The 12,247-nt window shown below is 49.0% G+C and carries 9 protein-coding genes; 5 read left to right on the top strand and 4 right to left on the bottom strand.

Annotation, left to right across the window (positions count from 1 at the left end):
• Window positions 1-157 precede the first annotated feature (157 nt).
• Window positions 158-1,972 carry a choice-of-anchor I family protein gene (locus tag FTU55_RS14010; protein WP_218949123.1) on the bottom strand — a complete coding sequence of 605 codons (1,815 nt, stop codon included), beginning with the start codon at window positions 1,970-1,972 and terminating at the stop codon, window positions 158-160.
• Window positions 1,973-2,148: 176 nt separating this feature from the next.
• Here FTU55_RS14010 and mdtD point away from each other — a divergent pair, with 176 nt between their 5' ends.
• From mdtD to FTU55_RS13985, 5 genes are all read left to right on the top strand, one after another.
• Window positions 2,149-3,540 carry a multidrug transporter subunit MdtD gene (gene mdtD, locus FTU55_RS14005; RefSeq protein ID WP_180047401.1) on the top strand — a complete coding sequence of 464 codons (1,392 nt, stop codon included), beginning with the start codon at window positions 2,149-2,151 and terminating at the stop codon, window positions 3,538-3,540.
• Between the two features lie 75 nt (window positions 3,541-3,615).
• Complete coding sequence (locus tag FTU55_RS14000; RefSeq protein WP_180047400.1) at window positions 3,616-4,401, top strand: GH25 family lysozyme; 786 nt, start codon at window positions 3,616-3,618, stop codon at window positions 4,399-4,401.
• Between the two features lie 49 nt (window positions 4,402-4,450).
• Complete coding sequence (locus FTU55_RS13995) at window positions 4,451-5,464, top strand: MBL fold metallo-hydrolase (protein ID WP_180047399.1); 1,014 nt, start codon at window positions 4,451-4,453, stop codon at window positions 5,462-5,464.
• A 9-nt stretch (window positions 5,465-5,473) separates the two neighbouring features.
• On the top strand, window positions 5,474-6,529 hold the full coding sequence (dinB, locus tag FTU55_RS13990; protein ID WP_104472828.1) for a DNA polymerase IV: 1,056 nt from the start codon (window positions 5,474-5,476) through the stop codon (window positions 6,527-6,529).
• 467 nt (window positions 6,530-6,996) lie between these two features.
• Window positions 6,997-7,350 (top strand): RidA family protein, encoded by a 354-nt coding sequence (locus tag FTU55_RS13985; RefSeq protein WP_005181474.1) that lies wholly within the window; start codon window positions 6,997-6,999, stop codon window positions 7,348-7,350.
• A 38-nt stretch (window positions 7,351-7,388) separates the two neighbouring features.
• On the opposite strand, the gene FTU55_RS13980 is transcribed toward FTU55_RS13985, so the two are convergent.
• The 3 genes from FTU55_RS13980 to FTU55_RS13970 form a co-directional block, all read right to left on the bottom strand.
• Window positions 7,389-7,922 (bottom strand): DUF2726 domain-containing protein, encoded by a 534-nt coding sequence (locus tag FTU55_RS13980; RefSeq protein ID WP_005181471.1) that lies wholly within the window; start codon window positions 7,920-7,922, stop codon window positions 7,389-7,391.
• 314 nt (window positions 7,923-8,236) lie between these two features.
• Complete coding sequence (locus FTU55_RS13975) at window positions 8,237-10,636, bottom strand: YgiQ family radical SAM protein (RefSeq protein WP_168381991.1); 2,400 nt, start codon at window positions 10,634-10,636, stop codon at window positions 8,237-8,239.
• 118 nt (window positions 10,637-10,754) lie between these two features.
• Window positions 10,755-11,984: an MFS transporter gene (locus tag FTU55_RS13970; protein WP_180047398.1), complete on the bottom strand. Its 1,230-nt coding sequence runs from the start codon at window positions 11,982-11,984 to the stop codon at window positions 10,755-10,757.
• Window positions 11,985-12,247: the final 263 nt, after the last annotated feature.

Raw genomic sequence — 12,247 nt, 5'->3', positions numbered from 1 at the left:
ATAATTCAAGTGAATTTGTTTGAAAGAAGAACTTTAAAAGCTTTATTTTCACCCGATAAAATACCCATAAAACAAGAGGAAGCTCAAATGAGCTTCCTCTTGTGAAAAATTGTGGGACAGCAATGGCACCGTAGTGCCCTTTCTCTTTTTTGCTCACTTATTTCAGGTTCAGCTGATATACCGCGGTGCTGCCGCTGACTTCATTGCCCACCACCAGTAATGGCTGGCCATTAGGCGAGTCCTTTGCCGCAATAAAGACCAGACCTTCCGGGCCTAAATCACCGGCCTGCCCCAGCTCAATTTGTTCAGTGCTCGCACTCATCTCACGGCTATTCAGATACTGCACAAAACTTGGTGCAGATGGAGTCGATACATCATAGACCATCACCCCGCCAGCACGTTCCAGACCAATAAAGGCAAAGGTTTTGCTGCCAATCTGGCCCAGCGTCACGCCTTCAGGTTCAGGGCCTTTGTTGTCACTGCGGTTATCCATGCCGGCTTCTTCATGGTTGGCATTGAAAATTTCCGGATGATGCTCGGCAATGTACTGCTCAAAATCATCCCCTGAATCCCAGACCCGTTCCAGACCGTTTTGCGCGCTATTTTCTGTCCAGATACTGACCGAGCGTGCACCAAAACTATAAAGATGGTCATATACCAGATTGCCGCGTTCATTCAGCTTTGGCGTACCATCGGCATTTTTCTGGTAGCCTTCAGTCCAGGTAATATTCAGACGACCCAGCAGATGATCTTTACGGCAGTCACCAGCATTGCCTGCCGTGGCACCGCAGTAGCCAAAATTGTCCGGATTCAGCTCGGCACCTTTGGCCAGCTGGCTTAAGTGTGCCGGTAAATCATCGCCTAAACGGCGGGCAAAGCCATCGGCATGTACCAGATGTTTAACTCGCCATTCTTCTACAAAACCTTTGCTGGTGTCGTTATTAAAATATTCTGGTGTGTCTTCACCCCAGGCGCGTGCATCGCCTTCATTGGCCGTCACAATATAGGTTTTGCCGGCCACGTCAAAGCTGGCAATCGCATCTGGCATATACAGACCGCGCACATTGGCCCAGGTCTGGATCTTAATACTGCCTGTCCCATCAACACCATCGGCATCGCTGACATCCATGCCATTGCCGTCCAGACCATGGTCTTTAAAGCCCAATGGATACACCGCCAGTACTTTGGCATTGACCACATCAATTTTGGCCAGCGCATTGTTTTCCTGCAATGCAGCCCAAGCCGTTTTGCCATCTTGCGATACCGTAATATATTCCGGTTCAAAATCCTGCGCCGCGGTCGCATTTGGCCCGAAAATACGCACGCCCTGGGCACGCAGCGCCGCTTCCTGACCATTAAAGGCTTTAAAGTCTGCAGTGCGGACCACAGGCGCTGTTAAATTACTCAGCTGAATCACGGAAATTGAACCTTCCGGATCAACCTGATAATCATCAGATGGCTCACCTTCATTGGCCACCAGCAGGGTTTGACCATCCGGGCTAAAAGTCAGCATATCCGGTAAGGCACCGACCTGCACATGCGCCAGTTTGCTCAGATCTTTGGCCTGATACAGCGCCACATAACCCGGATCGGTTTTGACGGCAGCCTGAATCGCAATTGCCACAATACCGTTATGCACCGCGACACTGTTTACTTCTGCGCCTTCGGCAATATCATGGACCTGAATTTCGGTAATTTTAACCGGCTGATTTGGCTGGCTTAAATCGAGTACATCCAGCACCCCGGCCTGCGCATTGACCACAAACAGACGTTTGCTGGCGGCATCATAGGCCGGAATTTCTGCGGCACTTTCTGCAAAAATACCTGACTGATAGGCCCCGATTTTGCTCAGTTCAATGGTATTTGGGGTTGGATCGACCGGTGCAGGACTGACCTGATCATCATCACTGTTACACGCTGCCATCCCCACGGCCAACATGGCCACCCAAAGTGATTTCAATTTTAATTTCATAGGTTTAATTTGATAGTGTTTAGAATATGAACAATTTATAAACATCCGGTTGCAGTGCCATGACGTTTTGATTGCAGTTTTCTGACAGGGTCAGGCCGTCACGCGGCAACGCTTTAGATACGATATCCGCGCCAGATTGTTTTACACTAGGCAAAATTCCACCATGCCCGCTAATTATGACTGCCACGCCAACCCATCAAGCCCTGCAACCCGAATTCAGATTGTTAGTGCTCTTGGTGTCGATTGGCTTTTTTATGCAGGGCCTGGATACCACCATCATCAACACCGCGTTGCCGGCCATTGCCGAGAATTTGCAGGAAGATCCGCTGCGAATGCACAGCGTGGTGGTGGCTTATGTGTTGTCAGTGGCGGCCTGTATTCCCTTGAGTGGCTGGCTGGCCGACCGTTTTGGCGTGCGCAACACCTATTTTTCCGCCATTGTGATTTTCACCCTGGCCTCCATTGGCTGTGCCTATGCCAGCAGCCTGAATGAACTGCTGTTTTACCGGGTACTGCAAGGCATTGGCGGCGCGTTCTTATTGCCAGTTGGTCGTCTGGCGATGCTAAAAATCATTCCCCGCACCCAGTTTTTATCGGCCATGAGCCTGATGAGTCTGGCCGGTCTGATCGGCCCCTTAATTGGACCTACTTTGGGCGGCTGGCTGGTCGAAGTGGCCTCATGGCACTGGATTTTTCTAATCAATCTGCCGATTGGCATTTTAGGCGTCTTGATTACCTTTAAAGCCATGCCAAATATTACCGAGCCGAGCGTGCCGCAATTTGATTTCTGGGGATTTATCCTGTTATTGATTGCCATGGTCGGGCTGTCACTGGGCATTGAAAACGTGGCCAGTCCGCTGTACTCGCTGTGGTGGAGCATTGCGCTGGTCCTGCTCGGTCTGCTGAGTGCCGGCCTGTATGCCTATCATGCGCATACCCATCAGAATGCCCTGTTTCGCAGCAAGCTGTTCCGGCACCGGATTTATGCAATCGGGATTCTCGGTAACTCGATTGCCCGGCTGGCCGGCAATTCAATTCCCTTTTTACTGCCGCTGATGCTGCAACTGGCCTTTGGCTTTGAGCCCTTTGTGACCGGCCTGATGATGATTCCGACTGTACTCGGTTCGCTGGCCTCAAAACCGATTATCCGCCAGCTGATTCAGCGCTTTGGTTATCGTCAGGTACTTATCACCAATACCTTGCTGGTCGGGGCCTGTGTCGCCAGTTTTGCCCTGACCACGGCCGACACCCCCATCTGGCTACGTGCGCTGCATTTCTTTATTTTTGGTCTGCTTAATTCACTGCAGTTTGTGTCCATGAACACCCTGACCCTAAAAGATTTGCCGCAGCAAGATGCCAGCAGCGGCAACAGTTTCCTGTCGATGATCATGATGCTGTCCATGAGTATTGGCGTGGCCTTGGCCGGAACGCTGGTCAACCTGTTTAGTGCCTATTGGGGACCGGAACAGGTGGTCGCAGCCTTCCATGCCAGCCTGATCTGTCTGGGCAGTATCAACCTGCTGGCTGCAATGATTTTCTGGAAAATTCCGAAAAACACCCCGGTCTAAAGCCGCGTAGAACGCTAGCCGCCGCGCAGGCTTCGCGTTATGATCAAAATTGAACCCTGAAGATCTGCCTTGCCTATGTCTGCACGCCCTGCCCGCCGTTCTGTCCAGCCCCTGACTTATGCTGCGGTGGCCATCTGCGGCGTGGTGCTGATGGCGGCCTTGCTGTATTGGGGCGTTCTGCATACCCGGCCAGCCACCGCACAGGACTATCCGATTCAGGGCTTTGATGTTTCGCATCATCAGCAGCAGATTGACTGGCACAGGATTTCGCCGGAAAAATACCGTTTCGTCTATTTAAAAGCCACCGAAGGCGGCGATTTTAAAGACCGTAAATTTCAGGACAACTGGCTGGCCGCGCATGAACAGGGCTTTCTGGTCGGCGCCTATCATTTTTATCGGCTGTGTCGTAATGGTCAGGTGCAGGCACAGAATTTTATCGACAGCGTTCCGAAACAGGCCAACAGCTTGCCACCAGTGATTGATCTGGAATACGACAGCAACTGCATCAACACCTATACCCGGGAACAGTTGCTGCATGAAATTGGGGTGATGCATGACGCGCTGCAACAGCACTATGGCAAACAGCCGATTTTTTACATTTCCAGGAATTTTTATAATATTGTACTGGTCAATCAGTTCCCGCAGGTGCCGCTGTGGGTACGCGAATATCAGGGTAAACCGGCCTTAAGTGGTAATCCCGACTGGCTGTTCTGGCAATATAGCAATCGTGGCCAGATTCCCGGCATTGCCACTCCGGTCGATCTGAATGCCTTTTATGGCGATGAACAGGACTGGCAACAGTTTCTTAAGGCCAACCAGATTGTGGAACCATCTAAAAATAGCGTGGATACAACCCCTTAATACTCATACCAACAAGATAAAAATAAAAGCTGACAGGAATATTGTGCGAATGACACTGAAATACAAGATTTTGTCAGGTCTGCTTGGCCTGATGTTACTGCTAATTGCACTCATCATCTACATGCTGCAGCCCTCCGGCAAAGTGCAGGATTTCCAGCCGTGGCTGTATCAGCCGGCAGCAACTGCACCAGCGGGCTATACGGTCAAATTCTTTGGCGTATCGACCTTACTGTTTGATGATGGCCAGCAACAGCTGTTGATTGATGGCTTCTTTAGCCGGCCGAGTCTGAGTCAGCTGATGTTTGGTCAAATTAACAGCCAGCCAATCGTAATTGAACATGCGATTGAACTCCATCAATTGCAACGAACGCAAGCCATTCTGGTGACACACTCGCATTATGACCATGCGCTGGATGTCCCTCTACTTGGCCAATTGCTGCCGCAGGCTAAAATTATTGGTTCCCGAAGCACGCTGAATATTGCCCGTGGTGCTCACTTGCCCGAAAGCCAGTTACAGCAGCTGGTACCTTTACAACCGATGCAGATTGGCAACTTTAGTGTCACCGCTTTCCCGTCCCAGCATACTCCGCCAACTGCAGTGAATAATGATCTGGGTGAGGAAATCCAGCAGCCACTGAGCCTGCCGGCACGGTTTTCGGAGTTTAAAGAAGGCCATAGCTTTGACTATCTGATTGAATATGAAGGTCATAAAAGTCTGGTCAAGGCCAGCACCGGTTTTATTCCCGAACAGCTCAAACAGCTACAGGTCGATCATCTGTTTCTGGGCATTGCCCAGCTGTCCAGGCAACCGGAACAGTATCAGCAGCAGTATCTGGCAGAAACCTTGCAGCACCTAAAACCCAAGGTGCTGATTCCCATCCATTGGGATGATTTTTTCCAGCCGCCAGAACAGCCGCTACAGTTTTTACCACATCTGGCCGATAATACCCCGAAGAGTCTGAATACCGTGATCAAGGCCGCAGCACAACAACAGACCCAAGTGCTGCTGCTCGATCAACCGTATGCTTATCCGCTAATGACAGCCACGGATGTCGCGCGTTAAGATGGTGCCATGAGAAAAATCATTCATATTGATATGGATGCGTTCTATGCCTCGGTCGAGCTAAAAGAGCGTCCAGAGTTACAACATCTGCCGGTGGTGGTGGCATCACATCATCCGCGTGCAGTGATTGTGGCCGCGTCCTACCCGGCGCGGGTGTTTGGGCTGCGCTCGGCCATGTCAATGAGTCAGGGCCGGAAACTGTGCCCGCAGGTGATTGTACTGGAACCGAATTTCCAGAAGTACCGGGAAGTGTCGGCACAAATCCATCAAATTTTTCAAAAATATACTGCAATCATTGAACCGCTGTCGCTCGATGAAGCCTATCTGGATGTTAGCGAAAACCTGCAGCAACTCCCCAGCGCCACAGAAGTGGCAATGCGCATCCGCGAAGATATTTTTCAGACCACCGGCCTGACTGCATCTGCCGGCGTGGCACCCAATAAATTTCTGGCCAAAATTGCCTCGGACTGGCATAAACCGAATGGCCTCTGCGTGATCAAGCCTTCGCAGGTGCAGACCTTTATTCAGGATTTACCCTTAAAGAAAATTCCGGGCGTGGGCAAGGTCATGCAGGAAAAGCTGAAGGCCTTGGGTCTGGAAACCTTGGGCGATCTGCAACAGGTCGAAGAAGGCCTGCTGATTCAACGTTTTGGTAAATATGGCAAACGCCTGTTTTTATATGCACAAGGCATTGATGAGCGCCCCGTTCAGGCCGAACGCAAACGCCAGCAGATTTCCAAAGAAATCACCTTTGATGATGATTATGTCCTCAGCCAATGCACGCCCTACTGGCCACAGCTGCTGCAACAGGTCTGGGCCAGTCTGGAAAAAAAGCAGCTCTGTGCCCGCGGCGTGTCAGTCAAACTGAAACTGAAAAACTTTCAGGTGTTGCAGCACAGCAAAAGCTTTCAGCATATTTTTACTCATCCGCAGCAGCTGGCACAGGCGCTACAACTATTAATTGAGGAAATGCATATTTCGCCTCAGGAACAGTTCCGGCTGATTGGCGTGGGGGTTTATCAACTGTCTTCACCAGCACAGCAGCCGCAGCTCAGTCTACTTTAGGCTTAAAATTGTGCAGGAATTGATCAAAAGAATAAAAATGATACAAAATGCGCTTCACAATGGGCAAAATTAGAGTAATCTATCTGCGCAATACATTTATCCATGTATGTGCTGAGATGCTGAAAATCACCTTTACTTTCAGCATGCTGTCCTGTGATTGGCGTGATGATCTATCCGAATATTACAGGACAACTCTGACGTTCCCATGGATGGCTGTATCGTCTCCCGCCTTGCTGTAACCTGCATCTTTTATCTAATTTTTATTTAGTATTATCCCGATCTATTCCCTTCAGATCACCGGATTTTTACGCTCTAATACTGTCCCTGCCGATTTAAACTCACCACAAGATTGATGGATTTCTGTACCAACTCCGGCAGCGCTGGTATTCTGTATTGGCGCTTCATGGCAATATAGTCACATTGCCGGAGCAGCCGAAGTGCTGCTTGCCCATCTACAGGATTTTGTTATGACCGTACAACGTTTACATGTCGCACAGCGCTATTCAGAAATTGCCATTTCAGGCCATCTGGTGCATTTGGCCGGACAGCTGGCAGAAGACACCAGCCTGGATATTCGCGGTCAGACCCGCCAGACCCTTGAGATAATTGACCGTTTACTGGCTGAAGCCGGCACCGATAAAAGTCATATCATGTCAGTCATGATTTTCTTAAAAGATATCGAGCAGGACTATGCTGCCATGAATGAAATCTGGGATGCCTGGGTCGCCGATATTGAAGCGCTGCCCCGCACCTGTGTGGAAGCCAAGCTGTATCAGCCCGAAGTCCTGGTTGAAATGACTGTGGTCGCGGTTAAACCATAAAAATTTGAGATAAAAAGCATCTGTTTAGATGCTTTTTTTCAACCCAACGCGCCCATTCTGCGCGCTGAGGCCGGATAGAACGCCAATTTCTTTTTTGGCAGATCAAGCGCCTCCAGATTTTCAGCGCCCTCCAGTAACCCAAATTCTTCACGCAATTGCTGATATTCCGGCACCTGATCAAAGCTGATTACGGTATAACCGGCCATCCGCAGCAATTCATTCTGATACTGAATATGCTGACGTTTTAAGGTCAGGGTATCATCCAGGGTAATCACGGCCAGTACCTGATAAGCATCATCCAGCACCACAAAGTCCGCCACCATATTGCGGTATTTATTGCGGGTACGCGGCAGTTTGGTGGTCAGTAGTGCATCAAAAGACACATGGGTCAGCACGGTATGGGTCGGTAAAATTTCTTTTAGCCGGGTATAGGTCAGCTGCTCATTCAAACTGAAAATAGCGCGGCGTTTCAGGGTGCTGTCGGTCTGGCGTTTAGCCTGAATGGCATGCCTGGCTGCCATGATCAGCAACCCTGCCAGAATAAGACTTGCGAGAATAATATAAACGGTCATGAGGTTAATCCTTTAATACTCTATTCTTATAATTTATTCGGTATCTCACCGATTATTTTTCAAATACAAGTATAACGTTTTGCTTATTATAAATAGGTTAAATTTAAGAAACTTAAAGCAATGCTGACGAAAGATGCATAAACACTGACAGTCTGTTGCAGAGCAAGTTTCCAGGAAAAACCATCTCCTTGTTTTTCCTCAAGCTAATGTATACCAACTTTTATGAGCTTCACAATTCTTTTCAAACCGATTGTCTGACAAATCCGACAAAATGTGCGCCAGAAAAAAGGACGCACTTGGCGTCCTTTCCTGATTTAAGCACGGGATTTTGGCTTAGACCTGCCTTTGGTCTTTGCGCCGCCAAATGGACGTTTTTCACCAGTTTCACGTGGTGGCAAACCAGTGTGCTGGGTCAACATCTGGCCTTTTTTCGGACGATTCGACTGACCCTGATTTTGGCCTTGACCACGGTTACCATGTTGACCGGTACGTTTCTGTGAATCTCCGGCCAGCGTCGAGTTTTTCTTACGCGCCGACTGATACTGTCCTTCCGTGCCTTGCGGCTGATAGGTCGGAATCAGATGCTGCTTGGAATTGCCAATCAAATCGGCACGGCCCATCTCTTTTAAAGCCTCACGTAACAATGGCCAGTTGTTTGGATCATGGTAACGCAAGAAGGCTTTGTGCAGACGACGACGTTTCTCACCCTTCACAATATCAACATCTTCGGTATAACGCGCCACTTTGGCCAGCGGGTTTTTACCGGTGTAATACATGGTGGTGGCGGTGGCCATTGGCGATGGATAGAAGGTCTGTACCTGATCGGCACGGAAACCATTCTTTTTCAGCCAGATCGCCAGGTTCATCATGTCGTAGTCGGTGGTGCCCGGATGCGCCGCGATGAAATACGGAATCAGATACTGTTCCTTGCCGGCTTCCTTGCTGAAACGATCAAACATTTGCTTGAAGCGGTCATAGGTACCAATACCGGGCTTCATCATCTTCGATAACGGACCTTTTTCGGTATGTTCCGGTGCAATCTTCAGATAACCCCCAACGTGGTGGGTCACCAGTTCACGCACATATTCCGGATTCAGTACCGCCAGGTCATAACGCAGACCGGAACCAATCAAAATCTTTTTAATGCCTTTAATCGCACGTGCTTTACGGTATAGCTGGGTCAGTGGTGCATGATCGGTATGCAGGTTCTGACACACGCCTGGGAATACACAGGACGGCTTACGGCAGTTCTTTTCAATTTCCGGATCTTTACAGTGCAAGCGGTACATGTTAGCGGTTGGACCACCTAAGTCCGAGATAATCCCGGTAAAGCCCGGTGCGGTATCACGGATTTTTTCCACTTCACGCAAAATCGACTCTTCCGAACGGTTCTGGATGATACGGCCTTCGTGTTCGGTAATCGAACAGAACGTACAGCCCCCAAAACAGCCACGCATGATGTTCACCGAGAACTTGATCATGTCGAATGCCGGGAAACGTGCATCGCCATAAGCTGGATGTGGCAGACGTGCATATGGCAGGTCAAACACATAATCCATTTCTTCAGTGGTCAATGGAATTGGTGGTGGATTAATCCAGACATCACGCTCGCCGTGTTTTTGCACCAAAGCACGTGCGTTGCCCGGGTTGGTTTCCAAATGCAGAATACGGTTGGCATGTGCATACAGCACAGGATCATTGGCCACGTCTTCAAAAGATGGCAAACGAATAACCGCCAGTTCACGTGGTGGCAGTTTATGCTTAATGGCTTTTGAGGCCGGTTGCAGCTGAACAATCTGCGTATCGGCATCCAGGTTGTCGCCTTCACGGACAATCGGATTGGCCACCATTTCTTTTTGGAAATTCTGGTACTGGCTTAAGCTGTTACCCTTTTCTTTTTCAACTTCACAGCCATCAATATCTTCGGTCATCACATAGGGGTTGATGATCGGATCGACACGGCCAATGGTATCGACATCATTGGAGGCGATTTCGACAAACTTGGCTTTGGCCGCACGGTTATGTTTATTGATAATAAAGGCAGTACCGCGCACATCGGTGATATCGGTAATTTTTTCGCCTTTGGCCAGACGGTGCATCACTTCAATAATGGAACGCTCGCCATTACCGTACATCAATAAATCGGCTTTTGAATCCATCAGAATTGAACGACGGACTTTATCTGACCAGTAATCATAATGCGCAATACGACGCAGTGAACCTTCGATCCCGCCAAGCAACACCGGCACATCCGGGAAGGCTTCACGACAGCGCTGGCAATACACGGTTGCAGCACGGTCTGGACGTTTGTTCGGGACATTGTCTGGTGAATAGGCATCATCCGAGCGGATTTTGCGGTCCGCGGTATAACGGTTGATCATCGAGTCCATATTGCCGGCGGTGACGCCCCAGGCAATATTCGGTTTACCTAAGGCACGAAAGGCCTCGACATTGGTCCAGTCAGGCTGCGCGATAATTCCGACCCGGAAACCTTGCGCTTCCAGAACACGGCCAATAATACCGGATACAAAAGATGGATGATCAATATAGGCATCGCCGCAGACCAGAATAAAGTCACAGCTATCCCAGCCGAGTTGGTCCATTTCCTCGCGTGACATCGGCAAAAATGGCGCGGGTTCAAAACATGACGCCCAATATTTGTCGTAATCAAACAACGCTTTCGGCGCGGTTTGAGCGGTATAAGCAGTAGACATGGCTAGCAATTCTCGGCTGGCAGATGGAAGATCAGAAAAGATCGAAAGATGAAAGCCGAGTATTTTAGCATGAATTCCAAGTGGCTTGCTTGATTATAATTTATACAAAATCAAGTTTTTAATTTTTAATCTGTGCCGTGGGTGCAGTGCTGCTTAATTTTTTCAGATATAGGGTCAATATCAGGCCCAACAACAGCAGACTTGCGATAAAGATCAATAAGCCAGGCCAGTCCCAGCGCTCCCAGATCAGACCGCTACCACTGCCGAGCACGCTCGAGCCCAAGTAATAGCAGAACAGATATAAAGATGAACCCACCGCCCGATACTGTAATGATTGCACCGTCACCCAGCTGCTACAAAGAGAATGTGCTGCAAAAAAAGCAAAGGTAAAAATCAGCAGCCCGACTAACACGACCGCCAGCTGATTCAGTAACATTAGCGCCAGACTGGCCCACATTACCAGCAGCATCAAGGGTAACACTTTTTCCCGGCCAAATTTTTGTCCCCACTTTGCCGCCCGTGGTGAACTGTAAATTCCAGCCAGATAGGCCACAGAAATCAGCCCGATCCAGGTTTGTGGCAAAGCAAAAGGGGCATCCAGCAGATGATAGCTCATGTAGTTAAATACCGAGACAAAACATCCCATCAGAATAAAGCCCTGAAGAAACAGAATTCTTAATTTTGGATCGGCCAGATTTTTGGCAAAGGCCTGTTTAAAACGCGACAATTGAATTGGATAGGACTGGAAATTCCGGGAATTGGGCAACAGCCAGTAAAACAGAATCGCAATCGCCAGGTTAATCACACCAATGATTAAAGTTGCATATTGCCAGGAAATAAAATCCACCAGGACTCCGGCAATTAAACGGCCACTCATGCCGCCAATTGCGGTGCCTGAAATATATAAGCCCATGGCAAAGCCAACATCTTTGGCCGCAATTTCTTCGCCAATATAGGTCATTGCCACCGCGGCTACCCCACTGACTGCCATGCCAATCAGGACACGGGTGCTGAGAAAAAATGACCACTGTGGCAATAAGGCACTGGCTATTAACAGTAAGGCCGCAGAGAACAATGCCACGACCATAATCTGTTTACGCCCGACCCGATCTGAAATCAGGCCGGTAAATAATAGAGCGGCGGCCAAAGCAAAGGTCGAAAAAGATAAGGGGAAACTACTTTGGGTCGGACTGACCTGAAAGAACTGGGCCAGAATCGGCATCATCGGTTGAACACAGTACAAGGCAGAAAAGGAGGCAAAACCGGCCAAAAACAAAGAGAGAAGAATGGCCTTAAACTGAGGAGAATCGTGCTCAATTTGCTGAGTCTGGCTTTGGGAATCTGACATATACACTCCAATTATGTTATGAGTATACGCCGGTTCCGGTTAAATTGGGGGCTTCAATTTCAACCGATTAAAAGCTGGTTTAAACGGAGAGAAGAACCCTCGATAAATTCTACTTTCTTAAGCACACAAATTTTCTGCATAAAAAAATCCCCCTGCTGTTTAAGCTAGGGGGATTTTGAATTAATGAGCTGGCGATGACTTACTCTCACATGGGTAACCCCACACTACCATCAGCGCTAAGAGGTTTCACTTCTGAGTTCGGG

The organism is Acinetobacter sp. YH12117 (assembly GCF_013418865.1).
GTDB classification, from domain to species: Bacteria; Pseudomonadota; Gammaproteobacteria; order Pseudomonadales; family Moraxellaceae; genus Acinetobacter; species Acinetobacter indicus.
Note: the sequence above shows the minus strand (reverse complement) of the source record. Positions and strands in the feature narration are given on the sequence as shown.